The 23,810-nt window shown below is 35.1% G+C and carries 24 protein-coding genes; 14 read left to right on the top strand and 10 right to left on the bottom strand.

What is annotated here, in order from left to right; all coding sequences use genetic code 11:
• Positions 1–44 precede the first annotated feature (44 nt).
• Genes menA through GJU43_RS17865 form a run of 5 tightly spaced genes read left to right on the top strand, consistent with a single transcriptional unit; the run spans position 45 to position 4,562 of the window.
• On the top strand, positions 45–1,007 hold the full coding sequence (gene menA, locus GJU43_RS17885; RefSeq protein ID WP_154342521.1) for a 1,4-dihydroxy-2-naphthoate octaprenyltransferase: 963 nt from the start codon (positions 45–47) through the stop codon (positions 1,005–1,007).
• A 28-nt stretch (positions 1,008–1,035) separates the two neighbouring features.
• Positions 1,036–1,713, top strand: a complete 678-nt coding sequence (locus GJU43_RS17880) for a metal-dependent hydrolase (RefSeq protein WP_154342519.1) — start codon at positions 1,036–1,038, stop codon at positions 1,711–1,713.
• Between the two features lie 42 nt (positions 1,714–1,755).
• Positions 1,756–2,271, top strand: a complete 516-nt coding sequence (locus tag GJU43_RS17875; protein ID WP_154342517.1) for a DUF2199 domain-containing protein — start codon at positions 1,756–1,758, stop codon at positions 2,269–2,271.
• A 13-nt stretch (positions 2,272–2,284) separates the two neighbouring features.
• Positions 2,285–3,484 carry a M48 family metallopeptidase gene (locus GJU43_RS17870; RefSeq protein ID WP_154342628.1) on the top strand — a complete coding sequence of 400 codons (1,200 nt, stop codon included), beginning with the start codon at positions 2,285–2,287 and terminating at the stop codon, positions 3,482–3,484.
• A gap of 31 nt (positions 3,485–3,515) precedes the next feature.
• Complete coding sequence (locus GJU43_RS17865) at positions 3,516–4,562, top strand: o-succinylbenzoate synthase (RefSeq protein WP_154342515.1); 1,047 nt, start codon at positions 3,516–3,518, stop codon at positions 4,560–4,562.
• Positions 4,563–4,608: 46 nt separating this feature from the next.
• On the opposite strand, the gene GJU43_RS17860 is transcribed toward GJU43_RS17865, so the two are convergent.
• The gene (locus GJU43_RS17860) at positions 4,609–5,160 is read right to left on the bottom strand and encodes a hypothetical protein (protein WP_154342513.1); all 552 of its coding nucleotides are present in this window, start codon (positions 5,158–5,160) and stop codon (positions 4,609–4,611) included.
• A gap of 379 nt (positions 5,161–5,539) precedes the next feature.
• Here GJU43_RS17860 and GJU43_RS17855 point away from each other — a divergent pair, with 379 nt between their 5' ends.
• Both GJU43_RS17855 and GJU43_RS17850 read left to right on the top strand, forming a co-directional pair.
• A complete protein-coding gene (locus tag GJU43_RS17855; protein WP_154342511.1) occupies positions 5,540–6,016 on the top strand; it encodes a CYTH domain-containing protein in 477 nt (158 codons plus the stop codon).
• Positions 6,017–6,019: 3 nt separating this feature from the next.
• Complete coding sequence (locus GJU43_RS17850) at positions 6,020–6,988, top strand: YpdA family putative bacillithiol disulfide reductase (RefSeq protein WP_154342510.1); 969 nt, start codon at positions 6,020–6,022, stop codon at positions 6,986–6,988.
• Positions 6,989–7,097: 109 nt separating this feature from the next.
• Here the strand turns inward: GJU43_RS17850 and GJU43_RS17845 are convergent, their stop codons facing one another.
• Positions 7,098–8,666, bottom strand: coding sequence for a YdiU family protein (locus tag GJU43_RS17845; RefSeq protein ID WP_154342508.1), 1,569 nt, complete (start codon positions 8,664–8,666; stop codon positions 7,098–7,100).
• Between the two features lie 9 nt (positions 8,667–8,675).
• Entirely contained in the window at positions 8,676–9,206 is a 531-nt protein-coding gene (gene msrA, locus GJU43_RS17840; protein ID WP_154342506.1) for a peptide-methionine (S)-S-oxide reductase MsrA, read from the bottom strand.
• 180 nt (positions 9,207–9,386) lie between these two features.
• On the opposite strand from msrA, the gene GJU43_RS17835 reads away from it, so the two are divergent.
• A complete protein-coding gene (locus tag GJU43_RS17835) occupies positions 9,387–10,874 on the top strand; it encodes an aminotransferase class V-fold PLP-dependent enzyme (protein WP_154342504.1) in 1,488 nt (495 codons plus the stop codon).
• A 60-nt stretch (positions 10,875–10,934) separates the two neighbouring features.
• Here GJU43_RS17835 and GJU43_RS17830 read toward each other — a convergent pair whose 3' ends face one another.
• From GJU43_RS17830 to GJU43_RS17810, 5 genes are read right to left on the bottom strand one after another with little or no spacing between them, the layout of a single operon-like run.
• Positions 10,935–11,405, bottom strand: a complete 471-nt coding sequence (locus GJU43_RS17830; protein ID WP_154342502.1) for a nuclear transport factor 2 family protein — start codon at positions 11,403–11,405, stop codon at positions 10,935–10,937.
• Between the two features lie 49 nt (positions 11,406–11,454).
• Positions 11,455–11,979: a hypothetical protein gene (locus tag GJU43_RS17825; protein ID WP_154342500.1), complete on the bottom strand. Its 525-nt coding sequence runs from the start codon at positions 11,977–11,979 to the stop codon at positions 11,455–11,457.
• A gap of 5 nt (positions 11,980–11,984) precedes the next feature.
• Complete coding sequence (locus GJU43_RS17820) at positions 11,985–12,458, bottom strand: hypothetical protein (RefSeq protein ID WP_154342498.1); 474 nt, start codon at positions 12,456–12,458, stop codon at positions 11,985–11,987.
• 6 nt (positions 12,459–12,464) lie between these two features.
• Positions 12,465–13,142 carry a peptidoglycan DD-metalloendopeptidase family protein gene (locus tag GJU43_RS17815; protein ID WP_154342497.1) on the bottom strand — a complete coding sequence of 226 codons (678 nt, stop codon included), beginning with the start codon at positions 13,140–13,142 and terminating at the stop codon, positions 12,465–12,467.
• A gap of 9 nt (positions 13,143–13,151) precedes the next feature.
• Positions 13,152–13,817: a spermidine synthase gene (locus GJU43_RS17810; RefSeq protein WP_154342495.1), complete on the bottom strand. Its 666-nt coding sequence runs from the start codon at positions 13,815–13,817 to the stop codon at positions 13,152–13,154.
• Between the two features lie 65 nt (positions 13,818–13,882).
• Between GJU43_RS17810 and GJU43_RS17805 the strand changes: the two genes are divergently transcribed.
• Together GJU43_RS17805 and GJU43_RS17800 are read left to right on the top strand one after the other, a co-directional pair.
• Complete coding sequence (locus GJU43_RS17805) at positions 13,883–14,434, top strand: 1-acyl-sn-glycerol-3-phosphate acyltransferase (protein WP_154342493.1); 552 nt, start codon at positions 13,883–13,885, stop codon at positions 14,432–14,434.
• Positions 14,435–14,518: 84 nt separating this feature from the next.
• Positions 14,519–15,535, top strand: a complete 1,017-nt coding sequence (locus GJU43_RS17800) for a hypothetical protein (protein ID WP_154342491.1) — start codon at positions 14,519–14,521, stop codon at positions 15,533–15,535.
• A 137-nt stretch (positions 15,536–15,672) separates the two neighbouring features.
• On the opposite strand, the gene GJU43_RS17795 is transcribed toward GJU43_RS17800, so the two are convergent.
• Complete coding sequence (locus GJU43_RS17795; RefSeq protein ID WP_154342489.1) at positions 15,673–16,149, bottom strand: helix-turn-helix transcriptional regulator; 477 nt, start codon at positions 16,147–16,149, stop codon at positions 15,673–15,675.
• Between the two features lie 312 nt (positions 16,150–16,461).
• Between GJU43_RS17795 and GJU43_RS17790 the strand changes: the two genes are divergently transcribed.
• The 4 genes from GJU43_RS17790 to GJU43_RS17775 all read left to right on the top strand — a co-directional run bounded on the left by GJU43_RS17790 (position 16,462) and on the right by GJU43_RS17775 (position 21,407).
• Positions 16,462–17,616 carry a M14 metallopeptidase family protein gene (locus GJU43_RS17790; RefSeq protein WP_154342487.1) on the top strand — a complete coding sequence of 385 codons (1,155 nt, stop codon included), beginning with the start codon at positions 16,462–16,464 and terminating at the stop codon, positions 17,614–17,616.
• A 77-nt stretch (positions 17,617–17,693) separates the two neighbouring features.
• Positions 17,694–18,173, top strand: coding sequence for an Lrp/AsnC family transcriptional regulator (locus GJU43_RS17785; protein ID WP_007805990.1), 480 nt, complete (start codon positions 17,694–17,696; stop codon positions 18,171–18,173).
• 90 nt (positions 18,174–18,263) lie between these two features.
• Positions 18,264–20,849, top strand: coding sequence for a phosphoenolpyruvate carboxylase (locus GJU43_RS17780; protein ID WP_154342485.1), 2,586 nt, complete (start codon positions 18,264–18,266; stop codon positions 20,847–20,849).
• A gap of 42 nt (positions 20,850–20,891) precedes the next feature.
• Positions 20,892–21,407, top strand: coding sequence for a DinB family protein (locus GJU43_RS17775; RefSeq protein WP_154342483.1), 516 nt, complete (start codon positions 20,892–20,894; stop codon positions 21,405–21,407).
• A 217-nt stretch (positions 21,408–21,624) separates the two neighbouring features.
• Here the strand turns inward: GJU43_RS17775 and recQ are convergent, their stop codons facing one another.
• Positions 21,625–23,733 (bottom strand): DNA helicase RecQ, encoded by a 2,109-nt coding sequence (gene recQ, locus GJU43_RS17770; protein ID WP_154342481.1) that lies wholly within the window; start codon positions 23,731–23,733, stop codon positions 21,625–21,627.
• Between the last annotated feature and the right edge of the window lie 77 nt (positions 23,734–23,810).

The raw sequence follows: 23,810 nt of genomic DNA, 5'->3' as shown, positions 1-23,810 counted from the left end.
ACAATCTAAATTCTAACAATCTAAAATCTAAAATTAAAAACAGAATGAAACACTGGATTGAAGCCGCACGTTTGCGCACATTACCTTTATCAGTTTCCGGAATTATAGTAGGGAGTATTTATGCCTTATCCAACCCAACAGAAACCATCAATACGCCGACAGAAGTTTTTAGCTGGAAAATTTTTGGCTTCGCACTTTTAACTACGCTTGGACTACAGATTTTATCGAATTTTGCAAATGATTACGGAGATGGCGTAAAAGGCACTGATAATGAAGACCGAATTGGGCCAAAGCGCGCTATCCAAAGTGGTGTTATTACACCGCAGGAAATGAAAAAAGCGATTATAATTACATCACTTTTAACTTTATTATCAGCCATTACCCTGATTTATTTTGCTTTTGGAGCATCTAATTTTGGTTACTCTCTGTTTTTCCTGTTGCTTGGCATTGCGGCAATTGCTTCTGCTATTCGATATACAGTGGGGAATTCAGCTTACGGATACAAAGGTTTTGGCGATGTATTTGTTTTTGTTTTCTTCGGATTGGTGAGTACTTTGGGGGTTAATTTTTTATATTCCAAAGAAGTAGATCCGCTTTTAATATTACCGGCTATTTCAATTGGTTTGCTAAGTGTCGGAGTTTTAAATCTGAACAACATGCGTGATGAAGAATCAGATAGAAAATCGGGTAAAAATACTATAGTCGTTCAGATTGGTGGTAAAAAAGCAAAAATATACCATTTTACACTTATCGTAACTGCAATGATACTGGTAGTGGTATTTGCTGTTTTAAGCGGGTATCGTTTCGATCAATATTTGTTTTTACTGGCATACATCCCTTTAACCAAACATTTAATTACGGTTGCTAAAAACCAGGAGCCAAAACTGTTAGATCCGGAATTAAAAAAATTAGCATTAAGCACATTCTTGCTTTCCCTTCTTTTGACAATATGCATGATTTCATTAATTTCAGACATCATAGTTAATTTGTTCTTAGGCGGAAGATAAAATAAATTCAACTTTAAATTTTATAAAAATGAAAATTACTTTTTACGGACACGCATCATTAGGGATTGAAGTTGGAGGAAAACATATTATTGTTGATCCCTTTATTACAGGCAATCCTCAAGCTTCGGCAATCGATATTAACACTTTAAAAGCCGATTATATTTTACTGACTCACGCACATGGCGATCATGTTTTAGACGTTGAAGCTATTGCAAAAAATACCGATGCAGTTATTGTTTCAAACGCTGAAATTACAAGTTATTATGCCACATTAGGATTCAAGGCACACCCGATGAATCATGGTGGAAGCTGGAAATTTGATTTTGGAAAAGTAAAATACGTAAATGCGATCCATTCCAGCTCTTTTCCAAACGGAAGTTACGGCGGAAATCCTGGAGGTTTCGTAATCGAAGGGGAACATAAAAACATCTATATTGCGGGTGATACAGCACTTTCTATGGATATGAAACTGATTCCGATGCGTACTAAATTAGATTTAGCTATTCTTCCAGTCGGAAATAACTTTACTATGGACGTTGAAGATGCAATCATAGCGTCAGATTTCTTAGAATGTGATAAAATCCTGGGATATCATTTTGATACTTTTGGTTATATTGAAATTAATCACGAAGAATCAATTCGTAAATTTTTCGATAAAGGAAAAGATTTAATGCTTCTTAAAATCGGAGAATCGATAGAATTGTAAATTTTAAACTGAACGAAACGGTTACTCCCGGAAATTTAAACAATGAATACTACTGCTTTTACTTGTGAATGTTGTGGTCAGCAGCATGAAGGCTGGCCAGCCTTAACGTATAATTCACCTAACAATTATTACTGGCTTTCGAGTGAAGAGAAGGAGGAAATTGCTGTTATTGACCAAGATTTTTGTGTTATCAAATATCCGGAAGAAGTGGCCAGATTTATACGCTGCGTGCTATTTCAAAAAGTAAATGATCATTGTCAGGACTTAGAATACGGGGTTTGGGTTTCTTTGAGCGAAAAGAGTTTTCAGGATTATCTTGAAAATTTTGACAATGAAAATCATGAAACGGAATATTTTGGCTGGTTATCGAATGACATAAGCGGTTACGAGTTTTCAGAAAGTATTCCAACGACGGTGGTGACTCAAAAAGGCAATAACAGACCGGTAATTTTTCCTCATGAAAGTTTCAATCATTCTTTTGTTAAAGATTTTCATGAAGGGATCACAAAAGCGGAAGCTGAAAAACGGATTCTAAATATGATTAATGATACTCAATAAAATTCATAACATTATGATTTTCAAAAAAATACTTCTGTTGTTTTGTGTAATTTCATTTTACAGTACGTACGCTCAAAAAGAGGGGTATTGGGACAAAGAAAGAGCCACTACCAGAGAAATTATTGTTTCTGCCGGTGACCGTATTACGGTTCACACAGAAGATTTGCCTGTCGGGACTACCGAAATAGTTTACAGAATTACGCTTTTGGATAAAAATCAGGAAATGACCAATAGTCTGGTGTCAATTCTTAAAGCGATACCGGATCCTTACGGAATCGGTCAGGGTTCTGCAGGAGCTGTTTTTCTGATGTCGAAAATTTCAGGAGATGACCAATGCACGTATTCGATTTTTACGTCCAATGAAAATGCAAAAAAGTATGTAAGTGACGGAAAAACAGATACAGCCTGTTTTGCTCAGGTAGAACCGGTCAGTAAAGATGCCAAAAGGCTTTCTCTGGATAAATCTTCCTGCCTGAAAGAAAATACAACTACCATTTGGTTTGGTTTCGAAAGTAAAAACTGGCTTTTAAGTCAAAAGATTGTTTTGGAAGTGGTGCCCTGGGTGGATACCAAACTCAACCGCGGTTGGAATCAGGATAATAAAAATGAAATTATAAGTTTGTGTAAAACCTCGACAATGGCTCAGAAAATGGCCAATTCGGATGATTTTTGTGTCTGTATTTTGAATAAAATAATGAAACAATACCGCTATTCTGAATTTCAAAAGTTATTGGCAATTGAAAAAACCAAAGTGTATAAAGATTTCGGCAATGCCTGTTACAATGATGCGGATATTTCTAAAAACGTTTACAACGATTTACGAACGCAAATTGCAGCTTTGATAAAAAAAGAAAAATACAACGAAGCGATTCCTAAATTAAATACCATTATTAATGACGGAAAAGCAACAGCACTAGACTACAGCTCGATTGGTTATTGTTATATCCTGACGAAGCAATACGCAAAAGCAATCAAAACATTGAAAGAAGGTGAAAAACTGGATGATACGGAATTATTAGTAAAATTGAATCTGGCACACGTTTATTTGCTAAGTGATGATTACAGTTCCGCAAAATCTATTTATAAAAAATACCAAAATCAAAATGTTACAGACAGTCTGAGCTGGACCGACAAAACGAAGTCAGACTTTACAACATTTCAAAAAGCAGGTATTAAATCCGATGATTACGAAAGAGTTTTAAAGCTTTTTTAGAATCTTAGAAAACAATCTCAGTACTTAAAAAATGAAAGCCACTTACCACAAATATATGCTGGAGTTTAAACGCCCGTCAGGAACGTCGAGGGGCATTATGACCGAAAAAGAAACCTGGTTTATTGTCCTCGAAGAAAACGGAAAAAAGGGAATAGGGGAGTGTGGCATTTTAAGAGGATTAAGTGCTGACGATCGCGGGGATTATGAGGAAAAACTAAATTGGGCCTGTCATAATATCCATCTGGGAGAAACTGCACTTTGGGAAACTTTGCTGGAATTTCCTTCTATACAATTCGGCTTAGAAATGGCTTTTTTGTCTCTTAAAAGTGAAAATCCATATTTGTTATTTCCTTCTGCTTTTACAGCTACTTCAAAATCAATTCCTATAAACGGTCTGGTCTGGATGGGAGAACCCCAGTTCATGAAAGAACAAATAGAAGAAAAATTAGACGAAGGTTTTGATTGTATCAAACTCAAAATTGGAGCTATAGATTTCGAAAAAGAACTGGAATTATTACACTTTACCAGAAGTCATTTTTCTGCGGAACAAATAGAAATCAGAGTCGATGCCAATGGCGCTTTTGAGTTAAGTGAAGCTTTAGATAAATTAAATCAACTACATAAATTCCAGCTTCATAGTATTGAACAGCCTATAAAAAAAGGAAACCCGGAAGCAATGAAAGAGTTGTGTGAAATAACACCTTTTCCTATTGCTTTGGATGAAGAATTAATCGGAGTATTTTCAATTGAAGAAAAAGAAAAGCTGCTGCAGAAAATCAAACCGCAATACATTATTCTTAAACCAAGTTTTGTAGGGGGCTTCAGAGGTACGCAGGAATGGATTACGCTGGCAGACCAATACAAGATTGGCTGGTGGATTACATCAGCTTTAGAAAGTAATATCGGACTGAATGCAATCGCACAATGGACTTTTTTGCAGCATTCAAAAATGCCTCAGGGTCTCGGAACTGGGGCTCTTTATACCAATAATTTTGAGTGCCCTTTAGAAGTTTCAAAAGGACAGTTATGGTACAATAAAGCTAAAAAATGGCAATCTCATCTTCTTGATAAACTATAAAAAAACTGGCCTGAAGCCAGTTTTTAAGGTTATTTAGGTATTGGTTTTATTCTTTTCCGGCTCTCAGATTGTCCTGTAAGTCCTTCAATTCCTGCCACTTTCCTTCGTATGCCAGTAGAGCTTGTTTTGGCCAGGTACCTGGATTGTGAATAGCATAATTTTCACCACCTTCATCCAAAATGGACTGTAATTTTTCTGTAGACGCTTCTGATAATTCATGCCAGGTGCTTATTCCGGCATTTTTAAACAATACTTCAATTTTTGGACCGATTCCTTCCACAATTGTAAGATCATTTTCTTTTATTTTTTCTCCCATAACAGCTCTGGCAAGTTCAGCCTCAAATAATAAGAGTGGATTCGTCGGTGCAGTAAATGATTGGGCTGAAGTAGTAATAATTGTTCGGGCGGCAAGTTCTGCTTCTAAAGCAGCGATTCGTTTATTTAGATTTTTGGTATTTATTTGGCAGGCATCCAGCTCAGCTTGTAAAGTAGTGGCAAGCGAATCATCAGTATTGCAGTTCATTCTTCCTAGTAAGTAACCTAAAATTGCACAGATTAATCCGATTAGCGCAGGTATTAAAATACAAGGTATATTCATTGATTGTCGATTTTGATTAATTACTTTAAGACCATAACAGGCTCAGAAGTTACTACAATTGGTTTTTCAACAGAATCAATTGTTAGGGGTTTCATACAATGGCAACACAATTCCGGATAGAAAAAAGTACCCAAAATAATGAGTATTGCAATGCCTAAGAGATATAGTGCTTTTTTAGACATAAGTGTGAAATTAAGATCGTATCAAATTTAACCAAAAAAATAACACGTAACATGTTAATAATCAGATATTTTAAAGTCGTTTTTGTAATTAAGTTTAATAACATCAAAAATGACAGGAAACAAAGAGTTTAACGTCTGTCAATTCTGAGACTTAATTAAATTGAGTAACTTGCATTAAAATTAATTTACACATCAAAATGGTTGAAATTGAAAGAAAGTTTCTTGTGAAATCAAATGATTTTAAAGAACAGGCTTTTACTCAAAATAAAATTGCGCAGGGATATTTAAGTTCAATTCCTGAAAGAACAGTTCGTGTTAGAATTAAAGGCCAGAGAGGATTTATCACTATTAAAGGGATCGGGCATCATGGTGGAATGTCGCGTTTTGAATGGGAAAATGAAATTCCGATTGACGAAGCTCAGGAATTACTAAAATTGTGCGAAAAGGGCAAAATTGAAAAAACACGTTTCGAAATAAAATCCGGAGATCATATTTTTGAAGTGGATGAATTTTATGGAGAAAATGAAGGCTTGGTAATGGCTGAAATAGAGTTACAATCTGAAACAGATACCTTCGAAAAACCAGAATGGCTTGGAGAAGAAGTCACTAACGATCCAAGATATTACAACGCCTATTTAAGTAAAAATCCATTTAAAGACTGGGGAAAAGAATAATTTATGACAACACCATATGACTTAATAATTGTTGGAGGCGGTCCGATTGGTCTGGCTTGCGCCATAGAAGCCCAAAAGAAAAACCTGAATTACCTGATTATAGAAAAAGGAGCGATTGTAAACAGTATTTTCAATTATCCTTTATACATGACTTTTTTTTCAACTGCCGAACGGCTGGAGATCGGAGACATTCCATTTAATTGTCTCGCACCAAAACCGGGCCGTCAGGAAGCTTTGGAATATTACAGAAATATACATCGTTACTTTAATTTCTCTATCCATTTATTTGAAAGAGTCGCTGAAGTGAAAAAGCAGGATGACGGATCATTTAAAGTGAAAACGGATAAAAATTCATATGACGCTAAAAACGTAATTATCGCGACCGGTTTTTACGATATTCCGATCGAAATGAATGTAAAAGGCGAGGAACTGGCAAAAGTCCGCCACTATTACAAAGAAGCCCATGAATATGCTTTTAGAAATGTTTTGGTGGTTGGCGCTAATAATTCTTCTGTTGATGCCGCTCTGGAATGCTGGAGAAAAGGGGCCAATGTTACTATGGTCATTCGTAAAAATGAAATTAACAAACGCGTCAAATATTGGGCAAAACCCGATATCGAAAACAGGATAGCAGAAGGAAGTATCACCGCTTATTTCGAATCTAATGTCACTGAAATCAAAGACAATGAAGTCGAAATTCAAACCCCAAATGGGAAAATTACGATAGAAAATGATTTTGTTCTGGCATTGACAGGTTACAGGCCCGATTTGTCTTTTTTAGAAAATATGGGAATTCAATTGTCTGATGATGAATTGAAAACACCAACATACCATCCTGAAACTATGGAAACGAATGTCCCGGGATTATTTCTGGCAGGTGTAATTTGTGGCGGAATGCACACACACAAATGGTTTATTGAAAATTCCAGAATTCACGCCAATATGATAATCGATTATATTACCTCAAATTGAGAAAGTTGCCACTAATTTCACGAATTTTCGCTAATTAAAATACGTGTTAGCTTAAATTTATAAATTTAAAATTCGTGATAATTCGTGAAATTCGTGGCAAAAAAAAATATTAAGAGCTACAGGAAAGCATAGAACAGCCCACTTTGGAGCGGGCCCAATCGGGTCTTTTGGTAAACCATTTTTCCATTTCCGGTTGTTCGTCATAAGGTCTTTGAAGTAGCAAATAGAATTCACTCACCAAAGAAAAATCTCCCTGATCTGCAGCATCAATACTTAATTGCGCCATATAATTTCGTAATACATATTTTGGATTTATAGTATTCATTTTTGCGATACGGTCTTCATCTGAAAGCTCTTCTGTCCCTAATCTTTTTAGATAAGAAGCAAACCAGCTGATCCAGTTTTCCAGAACATTGTTGGCAATTTCTTCCGGAATATAGAAGGCATCTTTAATTTTTTCCAGGGCATTTTCAGCCGTATCTTCTTTTTTGATTCGATTTAGATTCCTGAAAAAGATCGTCATATCGGTTTCTGATAATTGCAGGTTCTCCTCCAGATCAGTGATTAATTCACTATCAGTTTCAGTTGAAGTGAATATTCCTAATTTACTAAGGAACATTTTTTTATAATCAGAATCAAATTTGTTGATAAACGATTCTAAGATATCTTCCAGAGGCTTAGCGTCATTAATTAACGGATAAAGCGCATTAGCCAGCTGATACAAATTCCACTGTGCTACCTGAGGCTGATTTCCAAAACGATATCTCCTGTTTTGGCTGTCGGTAGTATTTGGAGTCCAATTTGGATCATAGTTTTCCAACCAGCCGTAAGGACCATAATCAATAGTAATTCCGTGAACAGACATATTGTCTGTATTCATCACACCATGAACAAACCCCACTCTTTGCCAGTGCAAAATCATTTCGCGCGTTGTATCGGCCACTTTCTGGAAAAACTGCAAATATTGTTCTTTAGGCTCTCCCTGAATTTCCGGGAAATAATGCTTGATTGTGTATTCCACAAATTGTTTCAGGTTTTTCAATTCATTTCGGGAAGTGATCATTTCGAAACTTCCAAAACGAATGAATGATGGCGCCACACGACAAACGATGGCACCTTTTTCGTAAGCAGGATTTCCGTTGTATAAAATATCACGCAAAACTTCATCACCGGAAAGCATCAAAGAAAGTGATCGGGTAGTAGGCACACCTAGATAATACATGGCCTCAGCACATAAATATTCCCGGATCGAAGAACGCAAAACGGCCAGGCCATCGGCAGTTCTGGAATAAGGAGTTTTTCCGGCACCTTTTAACTGAAGGGTAAAAAACTGATTCTCATGTTCTACTTCTGTCAGGTTTATGGCACGCCCGTCACCCAATTGTCCTGCCCAGTTCCCAAATTGATGACCGGCATAACACATGGCATAGGGACGCGTTCCGGGAAGTATTTCTTTTCCTGAAAAAACGTTTAGAAACGATTCTGACTGAATTTCATCTTTAGAAATGCCAACCAGCTCCGCTACAGATTCTGAAGCATGAATGAGTTTGGGATCGGCAGGTTGTGTTGGATTTACGTATGAAAAAAGGGCATTTGAAACCTGACGGGTTTCATTGGATTCGTTAGGATCTGCAGGCAGTTCAGCCGTAAATCTATTGTCTATTTTTAAATTTTTCATTGTACTTTATCAGGCTAGTTTATCAGCATACCTTTTTTTTAGTTTTTGTATTTTAGGGTCAATCACGATTTGGCAATAACGGGCATCCTGATTGTTATTATAATAGTTTTGATGATCGTCTTCGGCATTATAAAAGACTTCAAAAGGCTTTAGTTCCGTTACAACCGCGTCTTCATATAGAGGTGTCACTTCTTTAAAAACCTCTTCCGCAATTTCTTTCTGCGTCTCATCGTGGTATAAAATAATGGAACGATATTGTGTTCCGCTATCAGCACCCTGACGGTTTAAAGTGGTAGGATCATGACTTGTCATAAAAATTAAAATTAAGTCATGATATGAAATTATGTCAGGATTAAAGCTTACCTGAATCACTTCGGCATGACCCGTTCTTCCCGTACAAACTTCACGGTAGGGCGGATTTTTGATAAAACCTCCTGAAAATCCCGATTTTAAAGTTGCTATTCCCTTTAAACGCTGGATTACAGCTTCAATACACCAAAAACATCCTCCACCAAAAGTGGCAACTGATAAATTTACCATAACTGTTATAGTTTAAGTTCTGTTATCCTATTAATCTGATAGAATATTGTGATAATTTTTTACAAAAAAGACTATTTAAATAAAGATACCAAAAGGTTATCTAATGTTTGAAGTTTATAATTGATAAATTCTCAATTCTATAAAAAAGCAATATATTTGCAATTAAATACAGGCATACCAATGAATAGCAAAAATAGTACCATCACTTTAGAAACCTATTTTCAGGAATTTAGAAAAAATATTGTTGGCGTAGACCAGCAATTTACTTCTCCATACGGCAAAAAACAGATCATTTATACCGACTGGACTGCCAGTGGCAGATTGTATCGACCGATAGAAGAGAAACTTTTGAATGAATTTGGTCCTTTTGTTGCCAATACGCATACTGAAACCACAGTGTCAGGTACTGCCATGACAAAAGCATATCATCATGCCAGAAATATCATCAAGCGTCATACCAATGCCAGTCAGGATGATGTATTGATTACTGATGGAACCGGAATGACAGGTGTAGTCAATAAATTTCAACGAATTTTAGGTTTAAAAATTCCGGAGAATCTTAAAGATTGTACAATTGTCCCTGCTGAAAAAAAACCTATCGTTTTTATTTCACATATGGAACATCATTCGAATCAGACCTCATGGTTAGAAACGATTGCAGATGTTGAGATTATTCCATCTTGCGAAAAAGGGCTTTTTTGCCTGGATAATCTGGAGCAATTATTGAAAAAATATAGCGACAGAACCATTAAAATTGCTTCTATCACTTCATGCTCCAATGTTACGGGATTAAAAACGCCTTTTCATGAAGCTGCCAAACTGATGCACCAGCACAATGGCGTTTGTTTTGTAGATTTTGCCTGCTCAGGACCTTATGTCGAAATTGACATGCATCCTGCTGATCCGGAATCTTACCTGGATGCCATTTTCTTTTCTCCGCATAAATTTTTAGGAGGGCCAGGAACTTCAGGTGTTTTGATTTTCAATAAGAAATTATACAACAATATGATTCCCGATTGTCCGGGAGGAGGAACTGTAAGCTGGACAAATCCCTGGGGTGAACATAAGTATATTGATAATATTGAAGATCGTGAAGATGGTGGAACTCCCGGATTTCTTCAGGTTATAAAAACGGCTTTGGCAATCGAGCTGAAAGAAGAGATGGGTATCGAAAACATTCTGCAACGTGAACATGAAATTGTTGACTTTGTTTTTAATGAACTTGATCCTGTCGATAATATTAAAATTTTAGCAGGACAACATAAAAATCGCCTGGGGGTTGTTTCTTTTTTTATTGAGGAACTTCATTTTAATTTAGGCGTCAAATTACTGAATGACAAATTTGGAATTCAGACCAGAGGCGGTTGCAGCTGTGCCGGAACTTACGGGCATTTTTTATTGCATGTAGATCAGGAAACATCCAATAAACTGGTCGATGAAATTACAATTGGTGATTTAATCAAAAAACCGGGATGGATCAGGATGTCTATTCACCCTACAACCACTGATGAAGAGATTGCTTTTGTCTGTAAAAGTATTAGAGAACTAGCCGCAAATCACAAAGAGTGGGCTTTGGATTATTCCTATAATAAAAACACAAATGAGTTTATTCACAAAAATGCAAATTCATTTGAAGATGAATTGGTTGCAGGCTGGTTTAACTCATAAGCTTATAAAAAACAAACCCGACAATTTTTAAAAATCTGTCGGGTTTATTATTTATTTCAATTATTTTGATTCCTGAAATTTTTTAAGGGAAAGCAAAGCCTGTTTCTGGATTTTGCCCTGAAAAAAACCGGTCCATCCCATAAGAAGACCTGTAATACCAAAAGCCTGTTTAGACCATTTCCACACATCAAAATGATCGATGTGTTTGATGATTAAACCATCCTGAAAGATAAATTCGGCATAAATTCGATTGACAACTGTTCTGTTTGTTTTGCTGAAATTATAGGTCGCCACCCAATTGGCAGAACCGGAAAAATCGTCTGCTTTAACATTCGAAAATTCAATTTTGAGATTCCCTTTGCTTCTTGAAAGCAGCATTTCCCACATTTTAGAAACTTGTTCTTCTTTTAGTAAACCAAAAGCGGGATCAATAAAATGTATTTTTGGATGATAGCATTCGCTCATTGTTTTATAGTCACCATTTCCAAAAGCAGTATAGAACTTAGCAATTAAATTTTCGTTTGAATTCATTTTTTAATAATTAGACTTTAAATATAATACTTATTTTGTAAAATATTAATTACAAAATACTAATTTCTTTTGCTGTATCATACGATTTTTTCGAAGTATCAAATGCTGTAGAAAAATAAGTTGTTTTGTTTACTGTTGTAAAGTAACCGGTCTGATTTCCGAAAGTATTAGAACTTCCAACAATAATGAATCTAATTCCTTTAATATCAGTCTTTTTCAGTTTTACCATTTCTGCCGGCGTAAAATAATAATACGAAGTTGTCTGGCCATTTGCCGACTCCTTAACATTTTTGTCGACACAGGCGATCACATCACCATTGGCTAAATCTACATAAACACCACCTGAAATTCTGGATGCGTCATTGGCTGTAGCAATTGATAATTTTAAAATCCCGCCTTTTTCTGTTTTTGCAACCTGAACTTTTGTCTCACCAGTGTACGCATATTTTTCGCATATAAAGGTGTATTCCTGTGTAGCCGGAAAAGGTTTGGAACCGTTAACGGTCATAGTTTGCTGTGCACTTGCTAAAGCCGAAATAAACAACAACACAAAAAGAGGGAATTTTAAATTCATATTTTTTATTCTTTTAATTTAGTTTCGAAATTTTCATCCCAATCCATTGATTTTATGGCTGAAATTAAATTTTCTTCGTTTACAAAAACACGAAGCTCCTTGTTGGCCACTTTTTTTGTGTAGGTGGCATGGTAACGATAAATCACTTCTCGTTTAGTTTTGTAAACACCATCTAATTTCAAATCAATAAAACTGCCATAATACTGTCTGAACCGCTGACAGGTTTTTGTCAGACGCTCCTCGGTGGTGTTCTCCATCACAGATTTGGTGACTTCAGTTTCATTAAAAGGTTTGAACTTAGAGGTATTGCAGGTTTCCAGGACTCTTTTTCCCAAATCATAGGCTTTTTGCTGCTGACTGGAATTAATTTCTGAAGACGCTACTTTTGTAATTTTAAGATCTTCAGTATCTCTGCTGACTGTTTTGGATTTACATCCCACTAATAAGGACAAACATATAATCAATATTGCTTTCTTCATAACTATTTATGTTATTTTTAATAATAAGTTAGGGTCGGGGCAGTTTTCTATATAAAAGTTCAAGTCATTTATATTGCAGACTCCGGGATAATCACCATTATAATTTTCAATATTATTTATAATCTGAAAATGCAAATGTGGAGCATAATCCCCGTTAACTGTTGAATCTCCAAAAGTTGCAAAACTTTCTCCTTTTTTGAAAATATCCCCAACGGTTAGGTTTTCTATACTTTCTAACGATAAATGTCCGTATAAAGTATAAAATTTTTCATTTTCGACTTCATGTTCCATGATAATAGTCGGTCCGTAATCGCCAAGACCTTCATTATTTTTAAAACTATGGATTACACCATCAAGTGGCGCAATAATGGTTGTTCCAACTTTCCCCCATAAATCAAGTCCAATATGAATGTTGCGTTCCGGGCTGGATCCATCTTTAAAAATACTGCTTCTTTGGTAAAGATTTCGACCTTCTATATAACCACCAAATGCAATTTTAGCATTGTTACGTTCTAAATAATTGGAAATAAAAACTTCAAATTCTGCAGCGTTTACAGGTTTGTTTTTAACTAATTCTTTGTTAGTGACCGATAAATCTAATGGAATGTATTTTGAAAAATCAATACTTGAGTCAATAACTTTTGTAACAGGCAAGGCTTTTAAAATGGATACAAGGTTTTTCATACGGGTAAATTAAGCTACTTTTTCAATGATTATTAATTCGTTATGAACTTCTATTCGGGGCAACATTTTTGAGGTAAACAATTTAGAATCTATTTCTGAAATGTATTTCTTGTTTCTTATATTATGCGCTTCATCCAGGATCATGGTATTAAAAAGTATAAATCCCCTGTTTTTTAAAAGAGAACAAACCCGTTCGCTAAAAAAAAACTCAAATAGAAAGTTAGGCATTTTTATATCTTCAAAAACATCAATGATAATTAAGTTGTACTGGTCTTTCGTTTTTAAAACAAATTCAAAAGCATCATCAATAATAATTTCCAGCTGTTTTATCTTATCAAGATTAAAATATTGGTTCGCAATCTGAATCATATCAGGATCGATTTCAACACCCGTAATTTTTCCTTTATATTCAATTTCATCCACTAAAGTTTTAATGACGCTTCCACCGGCAACTCCTAATAATAAAATATGATCCATCTCAAGAATATTTTTATAACCAATATTTCGCAATCCATACCTTAATATACGCTGCAGGCTTCCATAAGAATAATTAGTGTTTTCAGAATCCAGAACTAATTCTCCATTGGCCCACGTAACTTCGATTGTTTTGCTTCGGGCCGATTTTTTTTTGAATATTTTTATAGGAATCAGATAACTGAATATTTTTTGAATCATTTTGTTCTCGTTTTAACCAAAAATAACATTTAAATCTTTTATTTTGCCTGAAATAATAAATTTTAATGAAGAAACAGTTGTATAAATTTATCTTTTTTAAGCTAATGGGCTGGAAGATAGTGGGGATTGAAAATGCGGAAGTGAAAAAATGTATCTTAATGGTAATGCCTCATACAAGCAATCATGATTTTTATTTGGGAATTTTTACAAGAGGAATTTCCGGACTGGAAATGAACTGGGTTGGAAAGAAAGAATTATTTAAGTTTCCGTTTGGTTATTATTTCAGAAGTGTAGGAGGTGAACCGTTAGACCGCTCCGGAGGTTTGAATAAAGTAGAGTCGATAGCCGCGATTTTTGATCGAAAGGAAGTTTTTCGTTTAGCGGTTGCTCCGGAAGGAACACGTAAAAAAGTTGGTGAAATAAAAAGCGGTTTTTATTATATAGCGCTTAAAGCGAATATACCAATAGTTCCTGTGGCTTTTGACTGGGGAAAAAAAGAAGTAAATTTAGGAACACCCTTTTTTCCAACAGGAAATTATGAAGCTGATTTACAAGTATTGAAAAAACATTACGATGGAGTTGTGGGTAAAATTCCTGAAAGAAGTTATCAATTTTAATAAAAAAATAATAATATTAATAGTATGAAAACCACGATTATAGTTTTTTCGTAAGTCAATAGATAACGATCTAAAATTATAATTATGAAAAATCTATTTATTACGTCCGCATTTTTGGTTTTAGTTTTCGCATCTTGTGATAATAACGACTCTGATAACAATAATGATCCTGCTGTAACACCTGAATTAACACTGGTTACTTCCAGCAACACTTCCGGAAAAATCACTTATACAGATTTGCTGGCAGCAACTCCAACGGTAAAATCTTTTACAATAGCCTCGTTGGATGCTGAAGGAATTTCATATAATAGTGATAACGACGCAGTGATTGTAGCTTCGAGAACGAATAATAAATTAGAAACGTATACCGGAATAAAGAGTGCCTTAAAAGCAGGTACAGATAATCTGATGCTTTCGGCGAGCAGCCTGGCGGGAGAATTTACCAACGCACGCGAAACGGCAGTTTCAGGAGACATTGTCGTAGTAGCTCAGGATCAGCTGGCTTCTAACGGAATGATAAATAAATTCCTCGTGTATAAAAAGACAGCTTCCAGTTTTTCTCTTGTAAAATCATTTACGACAGATTTTAAATTATGGGGAATTCACATTAACGGAAACGATTTATATGCTGTTGCAGATCTGACTGGTGATCTTGTCTACTTTAAAGATTTTATGAATAATGCTTCAGGAACAATCACTGCCACCAAGAGAGTTACCATTGCAGGTTTAACACGTTCCCACGGAATAACGTATTCTTCCTCTGAAGATGTAATGATTTTAACCGATGTGGCAAGCGCAACATCCGGAACAGACGGAGGGCTGATTATAATCAAAAACTTTTCAACGGTGTTTAATTCAACAATGGCAGGCGGAACAATTGCTTTAATGAATCAAATTAGAGTGTATGGTCCAAATTCGACTTTAGGAAATCCTGTAGATGTTGCTTATGATAGTGTGACGAAAAAGATTTATGTAGCCGAGAGGCTTAATGCAGGGGGACAGGTATTAACTTTTAGCTATCCTACATCGACAGGTGATTTTGCTCCACTGAATGTAAGAGCTGAAGCCGGAGTAACTTCAGTATTCCTTTTGAGAAAATAATTATTTCTATCTCATAATTAAAACGGCCTGATTCAAAATATGAAGTCAGGCCGTTTTTTTATTGTATCATCAATCGCTTGAGAATCGTGTAAACAAAAAATAATTTCAAAAATTTTCAAATACGCGTTATTTTTAAATCATGGTGTATATACCTTAAATGTTCCGTTTTTGTAAAAAAATACAATTTTTTCAATTTCACCTTCATTCGGGACAACATTTGGACTTTTTGTTTCTAAGAGGTTTCTCTTTTCTTCTGGTATATTTTCTATAGTATTCATTTGCGAAAATAAATCCCCTGAGTCAAAATGATCATTCAACGGAATGGAAGGACTTTTTTTTTCAGTATCAGCAATAATCGCTGTTGTATTATTTTTTGGATCATCTTCTTTTTTAGGAAAACTTCCTTTTCCATTTAAGATCCAATACAAATCTACATCGGGAAAAACATCTAAAATTTTTAATACAAAATCAAGACTTGGCTTATTTCTTCCGGAGAGGAGATGAGACATACTGGAGCGTTGCACGCCAATTTTATCCGCAAAAGCAGAGGCGTTTAATCCATAATAATCGAGGATAACTTCCAATCTTTTAACAAAATCATCGATGTTTACCATTGTAAATTATTATAATTAATTTGTATGTTTACAAATGTAATTAAAAGAATCGGAATAACCTATTTTACAGTTGTAAATTAGTATTTTAAGGCTTATTTTGACAGTTTTTAACTTGAAGTAGTCATATTTAAGTAGTTGATAGATATATATTTAGCTATTATAATTAACAGAAGTCACAATTGTTAATAACAGAGTGGTATAATCACTTAATAACCTTTAAATATCTGTTTACATTTCTAAATTTGGATTCTTTTTCAGTGTTTACAATTGTAAAAATAAAGATGTTTACTTTTGTAAACTAATCGAAAGACAATGAATTTAGAACAATTATTTAACCAATACAAAGAACAATCAATAGAAGGACGTTACCTGACTTTAGATCATATTCAGCCTTTATTAGACAGATTAAATACGAATCATCAGGTGCAGCTGATCGGTAAATCGGTTTTGGATAAACCTATATATAGTTACCAGATTGGTACCGGAGAAACACGTATTTATCTGTGGTCACAAATGCATGGAAACGAAAGTACTACCACAAAAGCACTTTTTGACTTTATCAATGTTTTAAACAGCGGATCTGATTTTGCTGATAAAATGCTCAAAACCTTTACGTTTTATTGCATTCCAATCTTAAATCCTGACGGAGCGGCGCTGTATACCCGTGAAAATGCAAATAAGATAGACCTGAACCGTGATTCTCAGAATCTTACTCAGCCTGAAAGTAATGTATTAAGGAATGTTTTTGAATCTTTTAAACCTCACTATTGCTTTAATCTTCATGATCAGCGTACTATTTTTGGAGCAGGAGATACAGGAAAACCAGCTACTGTTTCCTTTTTGGCACCTTCTTATAATGAAGAAAGGGAAGTCAATGCCAACCGATTAAAGGCGATTAACCTTATCGCAGGAATAAATGATGTTCTGCAGGAATATATTCCCGGGCAAGTCGGTCGTTTTGACGATTCGTTTAATATCAATTGCATTGGTGATACTTTTCAGTTTCTGGGTGTCCCGACCATTCTGTTTGAGGCAGGACATTATACAAACGATTATGAACGCGAAATAACTCGAAAGTTCATCTTTTTCTCACTTATTTCAGCTTTCAAAATACTCTGCGAAAACGATTTAGTTGATAATAGATTTTATGATTATTTGAATATTTCACAAAATAAAGTGGTTTTTTATGATTTTATGTATAAAAATATCAAAATAAATTATGATGGTATCGAAATTATTACGAATTTTGTCGCACAATACAGAGAAGAATTGATTGAAAATAAGATTCACTTCAATGCCTATATAGTTGAAGTAGGCGAGTTAGAAAATTATTTCGGACATTATGAATACGATGCTGAAGGAGCCAGTTATTCAGATGACTTTAGTAATTTTCCGAATTCGAATCAAAAAGCAGATTTTTATTTAAATAAAAATATTAAATTTGTTAACGGATTGATAAAAAGTTAATTTTTATGTGAATTTGTTATTTTTTATATATATTTTTATACTTTGTTATAGCAATTAGTAATATTAATTAAAGAATTATGAGTAAATTTCGTTTAGATGAAGTAGATCACCAGATTTTAGATATGTTAATAGACAATACGAGAGTTCCGTTTACTGACATTGCAAAAAAACTATTGATATCTGCTGGAACAGTACATGTTAGAGTAAAAAAAATGGAAGACGCAGGGATAATAATGGGATCTTCACTAGCCTTAGATTACGATAAATTAGGGTATTCATTTATTGCTTATGTGGGAGTATTTTTGAATAATACATCTCAGACTAAATTTGTATTAGAGCGAATCAATCAAATTCCATTCGTAACGGTAGCATCTGTTACTACAGGAAAATTCAATATTTTTTGTAAAATCAGAGCAAAAGATACTAAGCATGCAAAAGAAGTAATCTTCATGATCGATGATATCGAGGGAGTTTACAGAACAGAAACTATGATTTCATTAGAGGAAAGTATAAACGATAAGAAGCGTTTGATGCATACTATTTTTAAAAATATGTAATATTTTCTTGAATGCTATATTAAAATATAACCTCAAGTTTATTCTTGGGGTTTTTTTATGACCAATTAACCAACCAACTATAACACGATTATGTATACGTTACCCAAAATTGAGCGTTTTAATCAAGATGTTCTCTCAAAATACCACATTTACAATAGTGTTTTTATAACATTACCTTTTGATTCTATTGATAATACAGGGGTATTACTTCCTTTATTTACAGAGACTTGTGAAACAGGATTTAAAAAACAGGAAACACCAAAGGAAATTTTTGATTTCTTTTCCGGTAAATACTTAAATAATGCGTCTGAGCAGGAAAAAATCGATTTAATGTTTCGGTTTATTCAGTACATCGAACGTCAGATTGTACTTTTTGATGCTATTGAAGATGCCGCTTTCCCTGAAGTGAATAACATGGAAGGCCGTGGTTCGCTTCGTGATATAAAAGAAAGATCAGATGCCAAGGAGAAAGACGATGAACTAATTGAATTTCTGGAAAATTTTAACGTCAGAACAGTATTAACAGCGCACCCGACACAATTTTATCCCGGACCGGTTTTAGGGATTATAAACGATCTGACAGAAGCAATTCGATTGAATGATTTGTTTAAAATCAAACAACTTTTAGCACAGCTGGGAAAAACGCCCTTCATACAAAATGAAAAACCAAATCCTTATGATGAAGCGGTGAGTTTAATCTGGTATCTGGAGAATGTATTTTATGCTACTTCGGGTGAAATTGTACATTATCTGCAAAAGAATATACTTAATGGAAATGCAATTCAAAACCAATTAATCAAACTTGGATTCTGGCCAGGCGGTGACCGCGACGGAAATCCTTTTGTTACAACAGAGATTACTTTAAAAGTAGCAGATCGTTTACGTACTTCTATTTTAAAGTGCTATTATGTTGAAATGAGGAATCTTAAAAGGAAGCTAACATTCTCAGGTGTAGATACTTTAGTATCTGAACTTGAACATAAACTTTATCGTTCGGTTTTTTATTCCAAAGGTGAAATTTACATCACTTTAGACGAATTGCTGACACAATTGAACTTAATTAGAAATATTATTATAGAAAAACATCAGTCGCTTTATTTAGACGAACTGGAAGCGTTTTTAGTAAAAATCAATCTTTTTGGTTTCCATTTTGCGACTTTAGACATTCGCCAGAATAGTAAAATTCATAACGGTGTATTTAAAGATGTCGTGAATTATTACCTGAATTCGGGTTCCGATATATTTCCGAAAAATTATTTCGAATTATCCGAAGAGGAAAAATTGGTTGTTTTATCTAAAGTCAAAGGAGAGTTAAATCCGGCTGATTTTGAGGATGAAATCACAAGATCTACTTTGGAATCTGTACAGGCTATAAAAACGATTCAGAAAGCCAATGGAGAATTTGGTGCCAATCGTTATATTATTAGTAACAACGAAAGCGCGCTGAATGTTATGGAGACTTTTGCAATGATTCGTCTGAATAATTGGGAAAATCCAACCGTAGATGTTATTCCGCTTTTTGAATCTGTTGATGATTTGCAAAATGCCCATCATATTATGGAGCAGCTGTATACCAATCCTGAATATTCTAAACATTTGCAGGCAAGAGGAAATAAGCAGACGATCATGTTAGGTTTCTCTGACGGAACGAAAGATGGCGGTTATTTAATGGCCAACTGGAGTATTTATCAGGCAAAAATTGCTTTAACGGAAATTTCAAGAAAATATGGGGTAAAAGCTATTTTCTTTGATGGCCGTGGAGGGCCTCCGGCACGTGGTGGCGGAAAAACACATAAGTTTTATGCTTCTTTAGGTCCGAAAATTGAAAATAACGAAATCCAGATTACAGTTCAGGGGCAAACCATCAGTTCTAATTTCGGAACATTGGATTCCTGCCGTTATAATATTGAAAATTTGTTAAGCGCCGGAGTTACAAACCAGGTATTTAGTAAAGAAAAAAATGAGTTAAGTCCCGAGGAAACCGCAATTTTGACGCAGTTGGCCGGTTTAGGATATGATAAATATCTAAGCTTTAAGAATCATCCTAAATTCATTCCGTATCTGGAAAAAATGAGTACGCTGAAATATTATTCTAAAACGAATATCGGAAGCCGTCCATCTAAAAGAAGCAAATCGGAACAATTGGATTTTGCCGATTTACGAGCGATCCCGTTTGTAGGTTCATGGAGTCAGTTAAAACAAAATGTACCCGGATTTTTTGGAGTAGGATCTGCTTTGAAACATTTTGAAGAAACCAACCAATGGGATAAGGTGTATGATTTATACCACAACTCCTTATTTTTCAGAACACTTCTGGAAAACAGTATGATGTCGTTGGCTAAATCATTTTTTCCGTTGACAGCTTATATGAGAAAAGACCCTGAATTTGGGGAATTCTGGCAGATTATTTATGACGAATTTGTAGAAACAAAACGTCTTTTGCTTAAAATTGCCGACCATAAAACACTGATGGAAAATTATCCTGATGGTATAGCATCCATTCAGATAAGAGAGCGTATCGTTATGCCATTGTTGACGATACAACAATATGCTTTGTTACGAATTAATGAACTGAACAAAGAAAACGGGGCTAATGACGAGCTCATCAAAGTATATGAAAAAATCGTTACAAGATCACTTTTTGGAAACACAAACGCAAGTAGAAACTCAGCTTAATAAGGAAGTTTTAAAATAGCTAAAAAATTAAAAAGACAGAAAATGAATTCAGGCCAATTATTAGAAAACGAATATTCAGGAGGGTTTGCAACTTACGTTCGGGAAGCCGGAAATGTAAATCTGATCGAAGAATTGGAAATTTCCCTGCATGATTTTATCCGGTTTGTGCAAAATATCCCAATGGATAAATTCGATTACCGCTATGCAGAAGGCAAATGGACCATTAAAGAAATTATTCAGCACGTAATTGATACGGAACGTATTTTTGCTTATCGGGCATTACGTTTTTCGAGATTTGACAAAACGCCTTTACAGAGTTTTGAAGAGAATGATTATGCCGCTAATACCAATGCAGCAGGAAGAAGTATTCAGGATTTACTAACTGAATTATCTGCTGTAAGGCATTCTAATTTATTATTTTACAAAAGCTTATCTGAAGAACAGCTTAAAGCAATTGGAACGGCTTCCAATAACCAGATTTCTGTTCGTGCTTTAGGTTTTGTTATTATCGGCCATCAAAAACATCATCAGAAAGTTTTTGAAGAGCGGTATTTGTAGCTTTTCTTTTTTCTGATAATAAAAAAATCCCGTGGATTCAATTCACGGGATTTTTTATGTTTAATTTTTTCACAATCTTGTCATTTCGAGTGAAGGGAGAAATCACACAAGAAACTCCAGGCCTACTTTCACCAGGCTTTGTCGAACTCCTAATGGGATTTACTTCGTCTGTTCGCTATCGCTCGAGTCTCCCTTCGCTCGAAAGGATACAAAAAATCTATTTATTCCGTTCCACAACTGCAAGTCCAAATCTAATCTTATCATACGGCATTTTTTCTTCAAAATAATCATAATAAGGCTTCAGGGCTGTTGGATATTCTAATTCTACTTGTGCTTTATGGAGCAATTTAACTTCATCCTCAGAAACAAAAGGACTTAAATCGATATCATTTCCATCAACATACAGTTTAGCCAAATGCGAAACAATCGTAGTTTGCCCTAAATTTCGCTGTTTGGCAATTTCCGCTACAGAAGCACCATTTTGGAATAATTCTAAAGTCGTTTTATAGGTATTGCTCTCTTTTTTAGGCTTAACATTCGCTTTTTTTACCTTTTCATAATAAATAATAGCATCTATAAATTCGGAGCCGTATTTTTCGAGTTTTGCTTTCCCTACACCATCAATCGCAAGGAATTCCTCGTCGCTCATCGGTTTTAAAGTTTCCATTTGTCTTAAAGCGGCATCACTAAAAATGACGTAAGCAGGAACTTCTTCGTCTTTGGCAATTTCATAGCGTAATTTTCGCAGTATTTCAAAAAGAGAGTTTTTAGCAGTTTTAGCTTTTGCTTCTTTGATTTCGTTTTTATCAATTACTTTTTTAACAACGGTATTCAATTTTACTTTTTCACCTTCAAATAAAACTTTCCTTGCGAAAGGGGTAAGCAGGATTTTATTGTGCTGGTGAAAGGCAATTTCACAATAGCCCAGATTAATCAGCTGTATCAGGTATTGATTCCAGTCGTACCACGAAATGTCAGCGCCAATTCCGTAGGTTTTTAGCGTTTGATAATTTTTTTCGTAGATATATGCGTTTTTCGAGCCCCTTAAGAAATCTACAATTACAGCAAGAGGTTCTGATTCCTGTAAACGGCTAATGGCAGACAATGCTTTTTGCGCGAGAATCGTACCATCGAAAAAAGTGGGCGGATTTTTGCAAATATCGCAATTACCGCAATTCTCTTTCACCAATTCGCCAAAGTAGGAGAGCAGAATTTTCCGCCTGCAGCTTAAAGCGTCGGCATATTGTTTCATTCTTTCTAACTTTGCCAGTTGCACATCAGCATTCAATCCTTCGGATGCAAATTTCTGAAGCTGAATTACATCGGCATAACTTTCAAACAAAATGGTTTCTGCCGGCAATCCGTCACGACCTGCGCGGCCAATCTCCTGGTAATATCCTTCAATGTTTTTGGGTAAATTATAATGAATCACCCAACGTACATTCGATTTGTCGATTCCCATTCCGAACGCAATGGTAGCGCAAACGACCTGACAATCATCATTGATGAATTCGTCTTGTGTTTTAGAACGTACTTTATTATCTAATCCGGCATGATAAGCTTTTGCTGCAACGCCATTCTTTTTCAGTTTATCGGCCAGTTCTTCAGTCGTTTTCCTGCTCAGGCAATAGATTATCCCGCATTCGTTGGGCCTGTCTTCTACAAAATCAATAATTTGTTTGACACGATCTAATGCCGGACGAACCTCCAGGCTTAAATTTTTCCTGTCAAAAGAAGCGACAAAGGTTTTCGGATTTTTTAAGTTTAATTGTTTGGTAATATCGGTACGCGTTGCCTTATCGGCTGTGGCAGTAAGGGCCAGAACCGGAGTAGAAGGGAAGCGGCTTTTTAAATAACCCAAATTGGTATAAGCCGGACGGAAATCGTGTCCCCAGGAAGAAATACAATGCGCCTCATCTATGGCGATAAGACTGATCGTCAGTTCACTAAAAACAACATCCAGATAAGATAAACTTTCCGGTGCAATATAAACCAGTTTAAAAGTGTTTGATTTTAAATTATCTATAAAGTACTGCTGTTCTTCCGCAGATTGGCTGCTGTTGATGTAACAGGCCTGAATGCCGTTGGTCTTTAAGCTGTCTACCTGATCTTTCATTAAGGCAATCAAAGGCGAAATTACAATTGTAATCCCCGGCAAAACCAATGCCGGCAGCTGAAAACATATTGATTTTCCTCCTCCGGTCGGCATAATCGCCAAAGTGTCCTGACCTGAAAGTATGGTTTTGATAATTGTTTCCTGATTAGGTCGGAATTTCTCAAATCCAAAGTTCTCTTTTAGTTTGGCATGTAGTATTTCTGAATTCATTGGGCTGATAGCTTTAACAAAACGTAAATATAGTATTTTTCTTATAATTAAAGAATTAATTTTTGCTAATAAAAAAA

Origin of the sequence: Flavobacterium sp. LC2016-23, from assembly GCF_009674775.1 — a bacterium.
Taxonomy (GTDB): domain Bacteria; phylum Bacteroidota; class Bacteroidia; order Flavobacteriales; family Flavobacteriaceae; genus Flavobacterium.
This window is presented reverse-complemented; position numbering and strand designations above follow the sequence as displayed.